This window comes from Caballeronia sp. HLA56, from assembly GCF_054655155.1.
In genome coordinates, this window is the sequence record NZ_BAAHOB010000002.1 from 31,010 (window position 1) to 49,436 (window position 18,427).

The 18,427-nt window shown below is 63.1% G+C and carries 15 protein-coding genes; 8 read left to right on the forward strand and 7 right to left on the reverse strand.

Annotated features, from left to right (window positions below; genetic code table 11):
* The 7 genes from ACYQ47_RS06600 to ACYQ47_RS06630 all read right to left on the reverse strand — a co-directional run bounded on the left by ACYQ47_RS06600 (position 1) and on the right by ACYQ47_RS06630 (position 7,790).
* The gene (locus ACYQ47_RS06600; RefSeq protein WP_459904867.1) at positions 1–558 is read right to left on the reverse strand and encodes a DUF2894 domain-containing protein; all 558 of its coding nucleotides are present in this window, start codon (positions 556–558) and stop codon (positions 1–3) included.
* A complete protein-coding gene (locus ACYQ47_RS06605) occupies positions 555–1,196 on the reverse strand; it encodes an OmpA family protein (RefSeq protein WP_244830162.1) in 642 nt (213 codons plus the stop codon). The genes ACYQ47_RS06600 and ACYQ47_RS06605 overlap by 4 nt, the downstream gene beginning before the upstream one ends.
* Complete coding sequence (locus tag ACYQ47_RS06610) at positions 1,193–3,472, reverse strand: DUF802 domain-containing protein (RefSeq protein ID WP_459904868.1); 2,280 nt, start codon at positions 3,470–3,472, stop codon at positions 1,193–1,195. The genes ACYQ47_RS06605 and ACYQ47_RS06610 overlap by 4 nt, the downstream gene beginning before the upstream one ends.
* A gap of 9 nt (positions 3,473–3,481) precedes the next feature.
* Positions 3,482–4,186: a DUF3348 domain-containing protein gene (locus tag ACYQ47_RS06615; RefSeq protein ID WP_459905474.1), complete on the reverse strand. Its 705-nt coding sequence runs from the start codon at positions 4,184–4,186 to the stop codon at positions 3,482–3,484.
* A gap of 82 nt (positions 4,187–4,268) precedes the next feature.
* Positions 4,269–5,354: a linear amide C-N hydrolase gene (locus tag ACYQ47_RS06620; protein ID WP_250494111.1), complete on the reverse strand. Its 1,086-nt coding sequence runs from the start codon at positions 5,352–5,354 to the stop codon at positions 4,269–4,271.
* A 475-nt stretch (positions 5,355–5,829) separates the two neighbouring features.
* Complete coding sequence (gene ampC / locus ACYQ47_RS06625) at positions 5,830–7,005, reverse strand: class C beta-lactamase (RefSeq protein WP_459904869.1); 1,176 nt, start codon at positions 7,003–7,005, stop codon at positions 5,830–5,832.
* 23 nt (positions 7,006–7,028) lie between these two features.
* Positions 7,029–7,790, reverse strand: coding sequence for a YoaK family protein (locus ACYQ47_RS06630; RefSeq protein WP_250468407.1), 762 nt, complete (start codon positions 7,788–7,790; stop codon positions 7,029–7,031).
* A gap of 106 nt (positions 7,791–7,896) precedes the next feature.
* Here ACYQ47_RS06630 and ACYQ47_RS06635 point away from each other — a divergent pair, with 106 nt between their 5' ends.
* The 8 genes from ACYQ47_RS06635 (at position 7,897) to ACYQ47_RS06670 (ending at position 18,413) form a co-directional block, all read left to right on the forward strand.
* Complete coding sequence (locus tag ACYQ47_RS06635) at positions 7,897–8,376, forward strand: MarR family winged helix-turn-helix transcriptional regulator (protein WP_244830158.1); 480 nt, start codon at positions 7,897–7,899, stop codon at positions 8,374–8,376.
* The gene (locus ACYQ47_RS06640) at positions 8,373–10,475 is read left to right on the forward strand and encodes an FUSC family protein (RefSeq protein ID WP_459904870.1); all 2,103 of its coding nucleotides are present in this window, start codon (positions 8,373–8,375) and stop codon (positions 10,473–10,475) included. Before ACYQ47_RS06635 ends, ACYQ47_RS06640 begins: the two co-directional genes overlap by 4 nt.
* 34 nt (positions 10,476–10,509) lie before the next feature.
* Positions 10,510–10,719, forward strand: a complete 210-nt coding sequence (locus ACYQ47_RS06645; RefSeq protein ID WP_244830156.1) for a DUF1656 domain-containing protein — start codon at positions 10,510–10,512, stop codon at positions 10,717–10,719.
* Positions 10,716–11,702: an efflux RND transporter periplasmic adaptor subunit gene (locus tag ACYQ47_RS06650; RefSeq protein WP_459904871.1), complete on the forward strand. Its 987-nt coding sequence runs from the start codon at positions 10,716–10,718 to the stop codon at positions 11,700–11,702. Before ACYQ47_RS06645 ends, ACYQ47_RS06650 begins: the two co-directional genes overlap by 4 nt.
* Before the next feature lie 17 nt (positions 11,703–11,719).
* Positions 11,720–13,198 carry an efflux transporter outer membrane subunit gene (locus ACYQ47_RS06655; protein WP_459904872.1) on the forward strand — a complete coding sequence of 493 codons (1,479 nt, stop codon included), beginning with the start codon at positions 11,720–11,722 and terminating at the stop codon, positions 13,196–13,198.
* A gap of 506 nt (positions 13,199–13,704) precedes the next feature.
* A complete protein-coding gene (locus ACYQ47_RS06660; RefSeq protein ID WP_459904873.1) occupies positions 13,705–15,951 on the forward strand; it encodes a polysaccharide biosynthesis tyrosine autokinase in 2,247 nt (748 codons plus the stop codon).
* An 80-nt stretch (positions 15,952–16,031) separates the two neighbouring features.
* On the forward strand, positions 16,032–17,309 hold the full coding sequence (gene tviB, locus ACYQ47_RS06665; protein WP_250527903.1) for a Vi polysaccharide biosynthesis UDP-N-acetylglucosamine C-6 dehydrogenase TviB: 1,278 nt from the start codon (positions 16,032–16,034) through the stop codon (positions 17,307–17,309).
* Between the two features lie 18 nt (positions 17,310–17,327).
* Complete coding sequence (locus ACYQ47_RS06670) at positions 17,328–18,413, forward strand: SDR family oxidoreductase (protein ID WP_459904874.1); 1,086 nt, start codon at positions 17,328–17,330, stop codon at positions 18,411–18,413.
* Positions 18,414–18,427: the final 14 nt, after the last annotated feature.

Here is an 18,427-nt window from a genome sequence, read left to right on the forward strand (position 1 = left end):
TCAACCGCGAGCCGCCTTGCCCCGCATGGGTTTCTTGACGGCGGGTGCATCGCCCGCCATTTCTTCCATCCACGAAAGCCCGTCCAGATACGCAAGAAAGTGCTGCAAATAAGCGGGTGAAACTTCGCGCATCAATGCAAGCGAACGATGCACCAGACTGCTCGAATTGAGCGGACCCGCGTTTTTCGGCACCCGCGCAAGAGACTCGTTGAGGCGCTGCTCGGCGCTGAGTCGGGCCCACACTTCGCGGAAGTATTCGAGCAATTCGCTCTGTGAGGCATGCGCCACGCGCGCATTCATGTCGGTGACCAGCACGGCGAGCGGCGTACTTTCAACCTTTCGTGACGGCTCGACAGGCGCGGCAAGTTCGACTTCTCGCGCGTAGTCATGGAGCAAGGCCTGCAAGCGCGCTTCGAGCAAACGACGCGCTTCGCCACGCTGCGCGCTCGCTCTCCGTTCGAGCGAATCGATGAACGCAAAGCGCAGCGGACTCACGCGATCATCGCCCTGAACGCGCCATTCATCGAGCATTGCGCGTGCTTGCGAGCGCTCAGTCACCGCTTCACTCCGCCGTTGGTCGGCCGCGGCACCGCTGAAATCTCGACTCGACGATTCTTTGCGCGACCCAGATCGTCGGCATTGGAACTGATCGGCTGCTCGGAGCCGAACGCCGCCGCGAATACGGACGACGATGGCACACCCGCGTCGATCAGCGCGCGCGTCACCGTCAAGGCGCGTTTGGCCGAGAGTTCCCAGTTGTCGGCGAAGCGGCGATTGCCTTCGTGCACCTGCTGATCGTCGGCGAAACCGCTCACCATCAGAATCTCTTCGTGCGAACCGAGATAGGCGGAAAGCGGTCCTGCAAGGCTCTTGAGCACATCGCGCCCTTGCGGCTGCAACTGATCGGAATTCAACGCGAACAACACGCTGCCGCTAATGCCGATGCGCCCGTTCACCAGCGTCACGCGCCCCGACGCGAGCGGGCCAGCCAGCGCCTGCTCCAGCGTCTTGCGGCGCTGCGTTTCCATCTGCCGCTGCTTGACTTCGTTTTCCAGCCGCGTCGACAGTTGCAACTGCACGCCAATGACGCCGACCAGGATCAGCACGAACGCGCCCAGCAGTACCGACATGAGATCGGCGAACGCAGCCCAGATGGGCGCGGCGGCCTCCACGCCGCCATCGATCTCCTCGTTCATGCGGCCTTCGCTCCGGCGGCGCGCTGCCCCGCGATACGCTGCAGGTCTTCGACGATTTGCTTCTGCGAAAGCGTGCTCAGATCGATCACCTCACGCGCCTGCGCCACGTAATAGGCAAGCTGTTCGTCGCTGCGCGCGAGCGACTTGTCGAGCGCGGCCTCGATGCTCTTGAGATGCGCGACGAGCAGTTCGTTCGATGCGCCGAAAGACTGCACGGCGCCGCCGAGCGCATCGCCGAGACTCGCGACTTCGAGCGCGCCGCTCGTGACTTGCGCCGCGACCGCTTCGAGTTTGATGGTCTCTGCCTCGACCTTGTCGGTGAACTGCGTGCCGACGCGCGCGAGCAGGTCCGATGACGAGGCGACGAGCGCATCGACGGCCACGCGCTGTTCGTTCGACGTATGATTCACCGCATCGAGCAAGGTTTCGAGCGTGGCGAGCAAGCGCGTGCGCTCGTCCAGCATGGCGTTGTCGTGGACCATGGATTCGCTGAGTTTCTCGCGCATCTGCGCAATCACATCGGCGGCGAGCTTCGGCGCTTCCGATGCCGCCGCGACCAGTCCTTCGATCTTCGTGATGGTGCCGCTCGCGCGCTTCTCGGCATCGGCGGCCATCTCGCTCGCGGTGCGCGCGAGCGTGTCGCAGATGTTCTGTTGACGCTCGGCGGCGAACGCGCTCGTCTCTTGCCATTGTTCGCGCTGGTTGGCGGCGAGCGTGGTGAGCGCATCGGTCCAGGCGTTCAGGCGCGCTTCGCTGTTCGATGCGATCTCGTCGCGCAAACCGGCGTGCGATCGATCGACGGCGAGCAGCAGCGAAGCGGCGTGTTCCTCGAAACTCGCCGTCGCTTTAAGCAACGCCTGCTCGTGTTGCGCGGCGAGATGCTCGCCGGTGCGCGTCTGTTGCGTGAGCGCTTCGCTCCACGTTTCGGCGAGCGTGGATGACGTGTGGTCGAGCCGCGCGGCGACGCCATCGATCAAACCGGCCGCGCGTTGCTCGAACGTTTCGGCAAGACCATCGAGCGCGGCGCGCGTTCCCGTCATCAACGCCTCGTTCGACTTTCGATGCCCGGCGAGCGACTGGTTCCAGTGCTCCGCGATCTCCGTCACCGAAGTCGTGAAGCCGCTCGTGATGCGTTCCATGTGCGCCGATACGCCTTCGAGCAACGCGGCCGAGCGCGTTTCGAAGCCTTGCGCAAAGCTGTCGAGCGACGTGCCCATGCGCGTGACGAGCGCTTCGTTCGACTGCCGATGTTTATCGAGCGAGTCTTGCCAGATGCCCGCGATTTTCGCCGACGAAGCCTCGAAGCCGCTCGACAAGCCATCCAGCTGCCGCGCCACGGCCTGTTCGATCTTGCCGTGCAAGGCTGCCGTCTCGCCCGCGATGCCGTCCATGGCGGATTGCATGATCGGTTGCAGCGCGCTGCTCGCGGCGCGCGCGCTGTCGGCGACGCTCTGCTTCAACGACTGTTCCACCGATGCCGCCAGCCGCCGATACGAAGTCTCGGTTTTGGCATGAAACGCATCCTGATTGGTCAGTTGCCGCTCGTTTGCCGCGATGCTCTGCTGTTCGATGGCGTGCATCATCGCTTGCAGGCGATCGACCAGCTTCGGCATGAGTTCGGCCTGCCGTTGCATCAGCTTCAGGCCTTCCTCGCGCCGATGCGTCTCGGTAAATACGCGCAGTGTCGCCGCAATCTTGAGGTCGAGGGTCTGCACGGCGTCGAGCCGTTCGCGGCGGCACAGCGCTGAAAGCAGGCCAAGCATGGCCGATGTCGCGACACCCGCGATCGATGTGCCGAACGCGAAACTCAGGCCCGTGACCGGCGCCGCGAGCGACGAGCGGATCGCCGAAAGATCGGTCGCGCTTTCCAGCGCCGCGCCGGTGCCGCGCAGCGTCACGACCATGCCGAGCAGCGTGCCGAGCATGCCGAGCAACACGAGCAACCCGACGAGATATGGCGCAAGCACAGGCGCCGGCAACGCGGCGCGCTCGCCTTCGACCCGCAAGCGCACCGCATTGCGCAGACCCACGGGCAGGCTTTCGAGCCAGACGGCAAGGCTCTTCGGCGTGACGGCGAGTTGCCGCAGCGCATGCGCGAATGCATAGGTGGTTTGCTGATAGCGCTGCAGTTCGGCCGCGCCCGCGAGGTAGCACGCGCCGATCAGGAGCGTGACGCAAAACGCGAGCGCATTCGAGCCGACATAGCCAATGGCGATTCCGCAAACGGCGGCAAGACCAGCGAGAAAGACGGCGACATTCAGGATATAGCGAGGCATGGCGTGGCTTTAGCGGGTTCGAAGGGCGGCAAGCAGCCCTTCGACCGGTTGAAAACGGACTTCGAGTTCGGCGAGCGAGACGTGGCGCATGTCGTCGCGAAAGGCATCGAGCCAGGCATTCGACACGGGCGCGGCTTGGTCCGCGGCTGCGCGCTTCATGCGCTCGAAATACTTGCCGAGCAACACGGGCACTTGCGCGAGCAGGCTGCGTTCGCGTGCGCTCAACGCCTGTTCCATGACGGCATCGACGGCGGCGAGACGCGCCAGATCGGGCGATTGCGCCACAAGCGCCGCGCGCAAGCGGCCGCGCAACAGGCCGATGTCGGTTTCCATGGTCTGCTGCAAGGACACATAGCGCTGGCGGAACGCCGCAAAGTCGAGCGAAAGATCGTCCGGAGGTGGCGTCGGCACGCGTGCGCGATGCCGTCCGGGTGTAGGCTTCACGCCGCCCGCGACGGCATTCACCAGCGACGCGCGCATGCGCATGCAGGCTTCTTCCAGCGCGTGCGCACCTGAGTGCATTGGCACGAGAGGCGCCGGCGGCGCATCGGCGAGCGCGGTCGAAAGCGCGATCGCATCGGTCCAGCCGAGCCATTGGCTCAGGCGGTCCGAAAGCGATGCGGCGGGTTCGTGAACATCGAGGTTGGCGATGCGTGCCAGCAGACGCACGAGCGCCGGGCCGCTGAGCGCCGTGCGCGTCTGGGCTTGCACGATATGACCAGGGCAAAAGCTGACTATTTTAACCGCTGACGCAGCGCCGGCCTCGATTTTGAGATGGAGGGACGCCGCACGGGCGTCACTGCGCTTTCGCGGGCAGGAAGGTGAACGACGGCGTCGTCACGAATTTATCCGCCGTCTCGCCCGAGAACACTTGGCCCGCGTCGATGGTCAGCTTCCTCACCGGCGCGCCCGGGCGCAGATCGACCTTGCTCAGAGACACCCAGAACGTGTCCGGGCGCGTGGCCGAATCGAAGTAATAGACGAGGTTGGTCTGGTCGGACACCGTGCGCCAAATCGTCGACGAGAGATTCGGCATGTTGTCGGAGCGAATGCCGAGCGGCACGCTCACCGAACGCATCACGCTCATCACGCTTGCCGCCGCCTGGAACGGATACGACTTCTGCGGCACGCCCGCCATGTAGTTCGGGTCGGCCTGCTTGGGGATCGAATTCATGAGGAACGACGCGCGCACAAAGCGGTCCGCCGCGCGGTTCGTGCCCGGCAGGAACGCCGTGCCGCTGACGCCTTTCCAGTATGCGTCGATGGCGAGCTGGTCTTCATACGCCGGTGAATTCGTCACCACCTTGTACTGCTTGCTTTGATGGATGATCAGTTTGCCCTTGATGTACTCGAAGATCGCGGAGTCGCCGCGCGCGTCCGAGAGCGCCAGATGGATGGTGAGAGGCTTGCCGTCCGGCAAAGGCGGCGCGATGATCTGAAACGGCTCGCGGCTCAGCACATAGACCGCTTGCGCGACCGTCGCGAAATTGTCGAGCGCGTACTGGGCCCACAGGCTGATGGAGAGCGGATCGCGTTTCGGGTCGGGTTTGCCGTAGTCGCTCTCGGCGAGATAAAGCGCATTCGCGACGAGTCCGCGTTCGTTCATGCCATCCACGGTGCCGATGTCGTAGCCCGATACCACCACGCTCCCGTACTTCGCTTTCCATTTGGTGGAACGCTCGCCGGCGTTGCCATCGCGCTCGATGCCGGCAGGCATCACCCAAAGGTTGGACCGCATGTCTTCGGACCAGTCCATCGTGCGGCCCGTGATGGTGAGTTTGTCGCCGACGTACAGCGCGCGCGTACAGGCGAGAGCAAGCGAGGTGGACAACCAAGCAAGTGCAAAGAGACAGACGAGCTTCCGGGTGAATCCTCGAGTCATGGCAACAGTTCCGTTTATCGTTTCGAATTCTGAATGAGGACGGCGAAACCCTTTCGCGCGATGAACGGCGGCGCGTTTCTAGAGGTGACGCCGCGCCGTCTTCAGAAATAGGGGAATTCCCAGCGTTTGTAAAGACGAAATGCCAAGCACGCCGAACATCGGCGCCAAAGGTGAGCCAGCTTAACCAACCGGTGAAAATTACCTAAACAAATACAATGAATCAATAGCTTAAGGATTTTTTCCCGCACGTCGTCAAGTGAGCAGGAGCGGCAGAATAACAGGCCCGCTTTCAATCACACGCATGTTCGGAGAAATAATGCGGCGTCGAATATCGACTTCGCAACCGACCCGGCCGCCAGGCAGTCATAGCGATACGGTAATCGTGACGGTGATGTTCTGAGCGCGTGGGTATCGGCTCAACCCACGCGCCTTTATGGACGTCGATGCGCTTCTCGCGATGCAGCGCATCTGTAACCTACTTCACGGTATCCAGCGCCTTGACGATCGCATGCGCCGCCGCGACGCGTTCCGGAATAGGGAAGTTCTTGTTCGCCAGAAACACGATGCCCACGTCCTCTTCCGGCACGAATGCCAGATAAGCACCAAAGCCGTTGGTCGAACCCGTCTTGTTGATCCACACGTCCTGACGCGGTTTCATCGGCGGGTCGAGGCGCGTGGCGGGATGCGCTTCCAGCGCCATCGAAGATGAATTGCCGTCGAGCAACGCCTGCAGTTCGACCGGATACGGATACTGCTCCCAGATCAAATCCTGCGTCATCGGCGCGGTTTGAAAGTAGCCCGTATGCGTGGCGACGATCGCGCGTTGCAGTTTTGCATCGATACGTCCTGCTTCGTTCATGTTGGCCAGCAAGAAGCGCGTCATGTCGCCAGCAGTCGACTTCACGCCATAAGCCTCGGACGACAACACGCCCGGCGCCATGCGAATGGGCGCGCCGTCCTTCGCATAACCTTGCGCGTAATCGTGCTTGCGCGAAGGCGGCACGTCGATGAACGTGTTCTTCAATCCCAGCGCCGGAAAAATGCGCTGCTGCATGAGCTGATCGAAATCGGCATTCATGCTCTTCGCCGCGATGAACCCCAACATGCCGATACCCGGATTCGCATACGTGCGGCACGTGCCCGGCTCGCACGAAGGTTTCCACGCCTCGAAATACTTGATCAGTTGCGCGTTGTCGTGAATGTCGTCGGGGACTTGCAGCGGCAAGCCGCCCGGCGTGTGCGTGCCGAGTTCGACGAGCGTCACGTCGTCGCCGAAACGGCTGCCGCGCAGCGACGGCACGAAGCGGCTCACGTGATCGTCGAGAGAGAGATGGCCGGTCACTTCGGCATAGGAAGCGAGCGTCGCCGTGAACGTCTTGCTCACCGATCCCAGTTCGAACAAGGTATCGCGCGTGACGGGCCTCGCGCCTTCCTTCGACGCCACGCCATAGTTATAGATATGCGTCTTGCCATCGAGTACGATCCCCACCGCCATGCCCGCAATGCCATTGCGCGCCATCAAGGGCTCGATGGTGCGATCGACGGTCTGCCTGATGGCCTTGTCGCTTGCCGCAGCCGCATTCGCCGCTTGGCTCGCGCCGATGGAAAAAATGGCCGTTGCCAAAAGGCTCAACGTCCCGATCCTGATCATGCAACGTCTCCGTTTTAGTGTGACTACTTCCGCGCCCGTCTCAGGCCAGCGGATAAATCGTCCATCACCGGCACCGCCGCAAAGAGCAGCAGCAAGGCCGCAAGCGGTACGGTCGCGATGAACCCGAGATGCGCGAAGCCTACCGCGCCTGCGAAGCCGCCCGCGATGAACATCGCGAAAAGCGAACTCAAGAGCGCGAGCCGCGCATGATTGGCGCACACATAGCGCTCGTCGTCGCGCCCGACGCGCCGGTTCCAATACAGACTCTTGCCCAGCTCTATGCCGATATCCGTGACGAGCCCCGTCACATGCGTCGTGCGAATCTCGGCTTTCGATATCTTGGTGATCATCGCGTTCTGCAGGCCCATCACGAAGCACAGCAGCATGACGGTCATCGGCACGTCCCAGAAACGATGCGCCTCCAGATTCGCGCCGAGCACGCCGAACACCAGCAACAGGCAGGCTTCGAGGACGAGCGGAACCGCGAACACGCTATGCGCCGCGCGCTGGCGTCCCCAGTTGATGAGCAACGCGGAAGTCGCGGCTCCCGCGACGAACGCGAGCACCGCGCTCATCGCCGAGAACACGAGCGCCGCTTGCCCGAGCACGAAATTATCCGCGATCGACGATACCAGCCCCGACATGTGCGAGGTGTATTGACCCACGGCGAGAAAGCCGCCCGCATTGGCCGCGCCCGCCACGAAGGCCAGCGCGCAACCGAGGCGGCGGTTGGCCGACTGCGTGCGGCTGGGCGAAGTCAGGCCCCGGAGATAGGCGATCGGCATGACGTTTCCCACGCGATGAAGAGACAAAAAAGATAACACGAGCGTGCCGCGATATTTTTGATCGATAGGACGCTAACGAATAAAACTGCCGATATAATCGCGCCCCATGAGCCATCTCGACCTTCTGCGCCGCTCCGTCAGCAGCACACTCGTACTTGCCGCGCGGCGCTGGCGGCGTACGAGTCATGGCGTGCTCGCGTCCTATGGCGTCTCTGAAGCGTGCGCGGTTCCGCTGCTCACGGCCAACCGGCTCGGCGAGAGCGTGCGGCAAGTGACGCTCGCGGAGCATGTCGGTATCGAGGGACCGTCGCTCGTGCGTCTGCTCGACCAGCTATGCGCGGCCGGACTCGTCCGGCGCGACGAAGACCCCGAAGACAAGCGCGCCAAGACCATCACACTCACCGACGAAGGCCGCGCCGTCACCGCGCGCATGGAAGAGCGCCTGATGTCGCTGCGCGCGCGGCTACTCAAGGGCGTGAGCCGCGAGGACCTCGAAACCACGCTGCGCGTGCTCAACGCGTTCAGCGCCACGCTCGACACCGTGCCCGCACGCGATGACGGCAAGAGCGGAGCGCGCACGCCATGAACTTCCCGTCCGCGCGCGAGTGGCTCTTCTCCGGCAAGACCTTCGCCGCCGCGATGATCGCGCTTTATATCGGCCTCGCGCTCGAACTGCCGCGCCCGTACTGGGCAATGGCCACGGTCTATATCGTCTCGAACCCGTTCGTCGGCGCGACGCGCTCGAAGGCTTTGTATCGCGCGCTCGGCACGGCTATCGGCGCGGCGGGCGCGGTGCTGATCGTGCCGCCGTTCGTCGAGTCGCCGTTTCTGTTCAGCGTGATCGTCGCGCTATGGACGGGCTCCCTGCTCTTTCTCTCCATGTTCGACCGCACCGCGCGCAGCTACGTGTTCCTGCTCGCGGGCTATACGCTGCCGCTGATCGCGCTGCCTTCCGTGTTGAACCCGGCCACCGTGTTCGATCTCGCGATCTCGCGCACCGAAGAGATTCTGCTCGGCATCGTGGTGGCGAGCATCGTCGGCTCCGTGGTGTTTCCGAGCCGGCTCGCGCCGACGCTCGTCGAGCGCACCGACGCGTGGTTTCGCGACGCCGCGTTCTACGCGAGCGAATCGCTCTCCGGGCGGCTCGCGGGGGCGGCCATCTCGGCGGCGCGGCAACGGCTCGCCGCTACGGTGAACGGCCTCGAAGTGCTGTTGAGCCAGTTGACCTACGACCATACGCGGCCGGATATCGTGAGCCGCGCGCGCGCCTTGCAAGGACGCATGCAGATTTTCTTGCCGCTGATCTCGTCGATGGCCGACCCGCTCATCGAACTGATCGATAAACGTGGCGCGGGCACGCCGGAGTTGCAGGCGCTGCTGCAAGACGTGGCTGCGTGGGTCGCCGCGCCCATGCCCGATTCCGCCGAGCCGACCGCCGTCGAAGCCTTCGCGCGCACGCCGGATGCGCTGCGTGCCCGCGCCGAAGCCATGCGGCCATCCGCCGAAGGACTTGCGAGCGATAACGGCGCATTGCTCTCCAGCGCGCTCTGGCGGCTCACGCAAGTCATCGACGTATGGCAGGACATCCGCAGTTTGCGCCTCGCCATCCTGAACGACACTCACGAATGGCAACCGCGCTTTCGTCACTGGCGTCTTGGCGGCACCGCGCGCTTCTTCGATCGCGGCATGATGCTGTTCTCGACGGGCGTGGCGGTCAGCGCGATCATCGTTGCGTGCGGCTTGTGGATCGAATCAGGCTGGAACGACGGAGCCGGCGCCGTGACGCTCGCCGCTGTCGCCTGCTGCTTCTTCGCCGCGCTCGACGAACCCGCGCCCCAAGTGTTCGCGTTCTTTCTCGCCACCTGCATGAGCGTGGTGCTGGCCGGTCTCTATGTGTTCGCGGTGCTGCCGCACGTGCACGACTTCGCCATGCTCGTGTTGATCTTCGCGATACCGTTCCTGATCATCGGCACGCTGATTCCGCGGCCGCGCTTCAATCTCGTCACCATGCTCGTGGCCGTCAACACGGCGACCTTCATCAGCATCCAAAGCGCCTACGAAGCGGACTTCTTCGTGTTTCTCAACAGCAATCTGGCAGGCGTCGCGGGACTTCTGTTCGCCTTCGTCTGGACGCGCGTAACGCGGCCCTTCGGCGCGGAACTGGCCGTCGCGCGGCTCACGCGCTCGGCGTGGCGCGATATCGTCAGGAGCACCTTGCCCGAAGCCTTTCACGACCAGCGCAACTTCTACTCGCGCATGCTCGACCGGCTGATGCAGGTGCTGCCGCGTCTCGCCGCAACGGATGCGCACCGGCATCCGTCCATCGAAAGTTTTCGCGATTTTCGCGTGGCGCTCAACGCGCTCGATCTGCGCCGCGCGCGCCGCAAGATGTCGGTGGAAGTGCAATCGTCCATCGACGATGTGCTCGCCGGCGTTCGCCAGTATTTCCAGCATTGCCTCGAACGGCGCGCGCGTCAGCCGGTGCCGGGCACGCTCATTCAGACCATCGACGCCGCCGCGCGGCAAGTCGTGGCGACCAACAGCGTCGCGGAAGAAGCCGCGCCCGTCGCGTCGCGCGGCGAGCGTTCGTTGCGCGATACGCTGCATGCGCTCGTCGGCATCCGGCTTTCGCTGCATCCGCCCGCTGTCGATAAACCCGCCAACGAACGTCAGGAACCCGCGTGATGCCGTCTCGAACGCTCTCTTCGGATCGACTCGCATGATCGGCGAAATCGATATTCTCGGCGTCTTCGTGCCCGCCGTGCTCGTGCTCATGTTCATCGCTTATCTGGTGAACCTCGTGATTCGCACGGTGCTCGCACGCGTGGGCTTCTATCGTTTCGTGTGGCATCGCTCCGTTTTCGATCTCGGCATCTACGTCTTGGTGCTGGGGCTTGTCGTCGTCGTTTCGCATCGGCTCATCCCGTGAAAAAAACCTGGTTCTCCGTCGGGCAGATTCTGCTCACGCTCATCGTCGTCGCAATTGCAGGCGCGGTCCTGTGGAAGCTGGTCGATTACTACATGTTCGCGCCCTGGACGCGCGATGGCCACGTTCGCGCCGACGTCATTCAGGTCGCGCCGGACGTGGCCGGTCTCATCACCGATGTCAAGGTCGTCGACAACCAGCAAGTCAAACGCGGCGACGTGCTCTTCGTGATCGATCAGGCGCGCTACACGCTCGCACTGCGCAACGCGCAAGCCGCCGCGCAACAACGCCGCGCCACGCTCGATCAGGCGAAGCGCGAGGACGTGCGTAATCGCTCGCTCGGCAATCTCGTTGCGCGCGAGGTCGTGGAAGAAACGCATTCGCGCGTCGAACAGGCCGCTGCCGCGCTCGCGGATGCCGACGTCGCCATCGATACCGCGCGGCTCAATCTGCAGCGCACCGAAGTGCTGAGCCCGGTCGACGGTTATCTCAACGACCGCGCGCCGAAAGTCGGCGAATACGTCGCCTCGGGCCGCGCCGTGCTGTCCGTGGTCGATATGAACTCCTTCCGCGTCGATGGTTACTTCGAAGAGACCAAGCTGCATGGCATCGACATCGGCCAACCGGTGGATATCAAGGTGATGGGCGAGCCGAATCTGCTGCGCGGTCATGTGCAGAGCATCGTAGCGGCAATCGAGGATCGCGATCGTCAGCAAAGCTCGAGTCTTCTGCCGAACGTGAACCCTGCGTTTAGCTGGGTGCGGCTCGCGCAGCGAATCCCCGTGCGCGTGACGCTCGATGAGATTCCCGCCGATTTCCGCATGATCGCGGGACGCACGGCGACGGTTTCGGTACGCGGCATCGGCCCGACGGTCGGCGCGCGGCCCGCTTCGAACACCGTGCCCGCTCAGGCCACCGCGCCTGCATCGCCGGTGGCGGCGCATGCGGCTTCGGGTGCTTCGGGTGCTTCGGGTGCTTCGCGATGAAACACCGCGTCATCTCGATGCCTAAGCGACCCAAGCGACCCAAGCTGCTCAAGCGCTGCGGCCTCACGCTTCTTGCTTCCACGCTCGCGCTTGCCGGCTGCATGACCGTCGGGCCGAATTACAAGCTGCCCGACGGCGCGGTCGTCAACCGGGACTACGCGAATGCCGCCATCGATGGAGCCGATCGAGCGCCCGTCACGCAAGGCACGGTGCCCGCGAAGTGGTGGCGTCTCTACGACGATCCCGCGCTCGACGAGCTCGTCAACGAGGCGCTGCTTTCGAATTCCGATCTGCGCGTGGCGGCGGCGAATCTCGTGCGTTCGCGCGCCGAAGTGGAATTCGCCAATCAGCAAGGCGGCTTCTCGTCCAAGTCGTCGGTGGGGTTTCAGCGCGCGCAGGAATCGGCGGAGCAGTATCTGCTGACCGAAAAGCTTCCGGTCGTCAATGAAGGCGTGCTCGACCTGAGCGTCTCCTATGAATTCGATCTCTTCGGCAAGCTCAAGCGCGGTGTCGAAGCCGCCAATGCCGATGACGAAGCCATCGAAGCCGCGCTCGATCTCGCGCGCATCACCGTGGTCGCCGATGTCGTGCGCGCGTATGTCGATTCGTGCGCGGCCGCCGAAGAGCTCGGCATCGCGCAACGATCGCTGTCCTTGCAGAAGCAGCGTGTGACGCTTTCGCAGCGTCTGCGCGATGCAGGCCGTGGCAATCAGTCCGAAGTCACGCGCGGACAGACGCAGTCCGACACGCTCGCCGCCGACATCCCGCGTTATGTGGCGCGTCGCCGCGTGGCGCAGTATCGGCTCGCCATGCTGCTCGCGCGTCCTGCCGCGCAATTGCCGCGTGCCACGCTCGCCTGCAAGAAGGCGCCGCATGTGCGGCAGCCGATTCCGGTCGGCGACGGCGCGGCGCTGCTCAGACGCCGACCCGACGTGCGGCAGGCGGAGCGGCAACTGGCGGCATCGACGGCGCGTATCGGCGTGGCGACGGCGGCGCTTTATCCTTCGGTGAGTTTCGGGGCATCGGTCGGGTCGGTGGGCGTTGCCGAAGATTTGCTCGGCGCCTCGACCAACCGCTGGGCTTTCGGTCCGCTCATCAACTGGAACTTTCCGATCAACGGTCAGCGTGCGCGCGTGCGCCAGGCCGAGGCGGCATCCGGCGGCGCGCTCGCGCATTTCGACGGCGTCGTGCTCAACGCGCTGCGCGAAACGCAAAGCGCGCTCGCGAACTACGCGTCCGACACCACGCGCGCCGACGCGCTGCGCACCGCGTACAAGTCGGCGGTCGAATCGGCCGATGAAACGCATCGGCTGTATTCGGCGGGACGCGAATCCTTTCTCTCGGATCTCGACGCCACGCGCACCTTGACGAGCGTCGCCGCGCAAGTGGCGGCGGCCGAAGCGCAGGTCGCGCAGGATCAGGTCACGCTGTTTCTTGCGCTTGGCGGCGGATGGGAACGCGATGAAGAAGTGGCGGTGGGGGGCGGGGGTAAGTAATCGTGCTCCTTGGGCATCGACTGGAACCAGGTCGATGCCCGAGCGCATCGACTTTCAGTCCGCTATTCCCGACACTGGTTTTCCCTAATCAAAAACAAATTAGCGCGGGTTTGTATAGCGTATTAAATCTGAACAAGTCATTACGCTTATCAAAGCCTTATAAATTCGCCTGAAGATAATCACGCAATCAGGCTTGTACGTGTAAATCCCAATACTGATTTTCTCCGGCTTGTCACAAGCCATTCACCGGGAAACACCAAGCCAGATAATCGCCTTCAGGAATCCGCAAGAATTTTTGAAGGCTGGCATGCACCACGATTGGATATGTGGGCTTCCGCGCATACCAGCAACCTACCCGCTGATACGGTTGCGACACGCACAATCCTCGCCTCTCTCACGGTCCATATCGATCGGCGGCACCTTCGCGAGACGGCTCGGCAGGCCGTTACCAGCATGTCGTCTTCAAGCCTCGTTTGAATTAACCATAAGATTCGGGATCTGCTCACATGATTGCGAGTGATAAATCGTCTGAAGAAGCCGGCGTTGAATCCGATGACGAAATCCCTTTCGCTGCGCTGATAGATACGATTATTAACCACCGCATTCTTATTAGCACGGTGGTTTGTCTCGCGCTATTGATTGGCGCCGCGTATGCCTATCTAAGTCCACCGATTTTTCAATCCGCCATTCTCATCAAGGTGGATGAGAACAAGGACGTTTCCAATTCACGCGCTGGCGACCCTTTAAGCAATATGTTGCCGACACTCGATGACCGCTCTTCCGCTGAAGGCGAAATTCAGGTGCTGGGTTCGAAGCTCGTCGTCTCGCGCGCCGTCGACGCACTCAAGCTCTATATCAGCGCGCGGCCGTTGCGCCTGCCCTTCATCGGCAGCCGTCTGGTTCATCACGACGGCTCGCTATCCGAGCCGGGCCTCTTCGGCTTCGGCCATTACACCTGGGGCGACGAATCCATCAGCGTCACGGACTTCGACGTGCCGCGCTCGCTCGAAGGCCAGAACTTCCTGCTCACGGCCGGCAGCGATGGCGAATACACGCTCGGCCACCCGGCGCTCGGCGCACCCGTGACGGGCAAGGTGGGCGAGATTCTGGAAGCGCAAACCGCCAAGGGGCCGGTCAGGCTTTTCGTCTCTTCGCTCAAGGGCAATCCTGGCGCCGGCTTCAACGTCAATCATTACTCGCGTCAATTGACCATCGACGCGATTCAGAACCAGCTCAAGATCAGCGAACAAGGCAACAAGTCGAGCGTGCTGAAGGCGACGCTGGAAAGCGCCGATCCCGTGCAAGTGGCGGCGACCATCAACGAGATCGGGCGGCAGTATGTGCGTCTCAACGGCGACCGCAAGGCGGTGATCGCGGAGAACTCGCTCACTTATCTGCAGCGCCAGTTGCCCGTGCTCAAGCAACAGATGGAAGAAGCGGAGAACGCGTACAACACGTACCGCGACGCCAACTCGCTGCTCGATTCGGACGAAGCCAACCGTCTGCTGCTCAAGCAGACAGCCGACGCCAACGGGCAACTGCTGGCCTTGCGCCATACCCGCGACGATCTCGCCACGACCTTCTCGCCTTCGCATCCGCGTGTGGTCGCGGTGGACCGGCAGATCGCCGCGACTCAGCAATTCCTCGAAAAACTCAACGACCGCACCCGCTCGATGCCGATGGCCGAGCAAGGCGCACTGCGCCTCTTGCGTAACGTGCGCGTGAATACCGATCTCTATACGGCGCTGCGCAACAACATCGAAGAGATGATGCTCATCAAGGCGGGCAAGGCGGCATCGGTGCAACTGATCGATATCGCCGACGTGCCCGAACAACCGGTCAAGCCAGTCAAGCTACTGGCGCTCGCCATCGCGCTCGTGCTCGGTCTCTTCTTCGGCATCGGGCTCGCGATGCTTCTGGATCGCGTCTTCCGTGGCGTCACGGACACGCAGGAGATCGAGATCGAGACGGGCCTTTCCGTATTCGCAACCATTCCGAAGAGCGCGCGGCAAGCTGCGCTGACGACCGCCATCGGTGGTTCCGCGCCGCGTCAGGCCGTGCTCGCCGCGCAGTTCCCGAAGGACCCGACCGTGGAGGCGCTGCGCATCCTGCGCTCCGCGTTGCAATTCACGCTGGTCGGCGCGCGCAACAACGTCGTGATGATCGCCGGGCCGCTGCCGGGCGTGGGCAAGTCGTTCCTTTCGGCGAATCTCGCCACCGTGCTGGCTTCGGGCGGCACGCGCGTGCTCCTGATCGACGCCGACTTGCGCAAGGGTTATCTGCACAAGCAGTTCGGGCTCGATCCGGGACCGGGTCTCGCCGACATGCTGGCGGGCAACCGCACGCTCGAGGCCACCGTGAATCGCCAGGTGTTTCCGAACCTCGATGTGCTGCAAGGCGGTCCTTATCCGTCGACGCCGGCCGAGCTGCTTCTGCGAGCGAAGTATCGCGAAGTGATCGACGAGGCATCGAAGGCCTACGACATCGTGCTGGTCGACGCGCCGGCCGTGCTCGCCGTATCCGATGCGGGCGCCATTGCGCCGGCCGCAGGCAGCATCTTTCTGGTTTCGTCTTACGGGCAGACGCGCGTCGGTGAAATCAAGGAATCGATCAAGCGCCTCAATCAAACCGGCGCACGCGTGACGGGCGTGCTGCTCAACAGCGTCGCATTGCATACCGCCAATACCGCGCTCGCGGGGCGCTACGGCAGCAGCGCTTATGTCGCGCATAACTACGAGTCGGCGCCCGACTGAAGCGAGAGGACATCCGGCTTTAACGGATATGCGGTAACCCAATCACAACCTTGCGTTGCTTCGAGACTGGAGACACCTCAATGCGTTCGCTCACGGACCAGAAGATCGCCGTCATCGGGCTGGGCTATGTCGGCCTGCCCCTCGCGGTGGAGTTCAGCAAGCATCACGCGGTAGTCGGCTTCGACGTGAACCGTCATCGCATCGACTCGTTGCGCGAAGGACACGACGCCACGCTGGAAGTCGGCGACGACGAGCTGCATGCGGCGCAATCGCTTGCATTCACCGACGATCCCGAAGCGCTCAAGGATTGCACCGTGTTCATCGCCACGGTGCCGACGCCGATCGACCGGCACAAGCGCCCCGACCTCGGCATGCTGCTGCGCGCAAGCGAAACGATAGGCGGCGCGCTCAAACCGGGCGACGTGGTGATCTATGAATCGACCGTATATCCGGGCGTGACCGAGGAGGAGTGCGTGCCCGTGCTCGAACGCGTGTCGGGCTTGCGCTTCAATGTCGATTTCTTCGCGGGCTACAGCCCCGAGCGGATCAACCCGGGCGACAAGCTGCATCGCTTGCCGGACATCAAGAAAGTGACTTCCGGGTCCACCCCCGAAGTGGCCGAGGCGGTAGATGAACTGTACAGACAGATCATCACCGCCGGCACGCACAAGGCCGCGAGCATTCGCGTGGCAGAAGCGGCAAAGGCAATCGAGAACACACAGCGCGACGTGAACATCGCGCTCGTCAACGAGTTGTCGATCATCTTCAACAAGATGGGTATCGACACCGAAGCCGTGCTGCTCGCCGCCGGCACGAAATGGAACTTCCTGAACTTCAGGCCCGGACTCGTGGGCGGTCACTGCATCGGCGTGGACCCGTACTACCTGACGCACATGGCGCAGTCGATCGGCTACAACCCGGAAATCATTCTCGCCGGACGGCGCCTGAACGACAGCATGGGCACGTATGCGGTCTCGCAACTCGTCAAGGCGATGACGCGTGCGCGCATCTATATTCCCGGCGCGCGCGTGCTCGTCATGGGACTCGCGTTCAAGGAGAACTGTCCGGACATGCGCAACTCGCGTGTGGTGGACATCGTCACTGAACTCACGCAATACGGCACGAATGTCGATGTCTACGACCCGTGGATCTCGCGTGAAGACGCGTTCCACGAATACGGCATCCAGCCCGTGGAAGAGCCTGCCAAGGGCGTGTACGACGCGATCGTCGTGGCGGTATCGCACCGGCAATTCACGGAAATGGGCGCGGCCGCGCTGCATGCCTACGGCAAGGAGCAACACGTCGTCTACGATCTGAAATACGTTCTTCCCGCCGACGCAAGCGACTTGCGCCTGTAGTGCAGGCATAAAATGACAATGAACGATCGATACGAAAGCGTGCGCGAACAATTGCGCGCACGTCCGGAGACATGGCTCATCACGGGCGTGGCCGGCTTCATCGGCTCCAACTTGCTCGAAGCGTTGCTCGCGCTCGATCAGCGCGTGGTCGGACTCGATAACTTCGCGACCGGGCACGAACGCAATCTCGACGAAGTGCGCGAGAGCGTCGATGAAAGGCAGTGGCGGCGCTTTCGCTTCATCGAAGGCGACATCCGCAATCTGCTCGATTGCCAGGCGGCCATGCAAGGCGTGGATCACGTGCTGCACGAAGCGGCGCTCGGTTCGGTGCCGCGCTCGGTGGCCGACCCCATCGCCACGCACGAAACGAATTTGAGCGGCTTCCTGAACGTGCTATGCGCCGCGCGCGATGCGCAAGTGCAGAGCTTCACGTATGCGGCATCGAGTTCGACATATGGCGATCATCCCGGCTTGCCGAAGGTGGAAGATCGCATCGGCCAGCCGCTCTCGCCTTACGCGGTCACGAAGTATGCGAACGAGCTCTATGCGTCGGTGTTCGCGCGCGCTTACGGCTTCAATGCGACGGGCCTGCGCTACTTCAACGTCTTCGGCAAGCGTCAAGACCCGGATGGCGCTTATGCCGCCGTGATTCCGAAGTGGACGGCCGCGCTCATCAACGACGAGATCGTGACCATCAACGGCGACGGTGAAACGAGCCGCGATTTCTGTTTCGTCGATAACGTCGTGCAGATGAACCTGCTCGCAGCCAAGGCGGATGCCGCGGCCCGTGGTCAGGTCTACAACGTCGCCGTGGGCGATCGCACGACGCTCGGACAACTCTTCGCGGAACTCAAGCGTCTGCTCGCCGCGCACGGCATCGCTTATGAGCGCGATGCGCACTTTGGACCTTTTCGAGCGGGCGATGTCCGTCATTCGCAAGCCGATGTCGGCAAGGCCGAACGTCTGCTCGGTTATGACGGCAAGGTGCCGTTTTCGGAAGGACTCGCGCGCGCGATGCCGTGGTACATCCGCTTTCTGGCAGAACGTGCTGGCCACGAGCCGAACCGCGTCGACGCGCTCTCGGCCATGGCCAGCGGAAAGTGAGGCCGCCGCGTTGA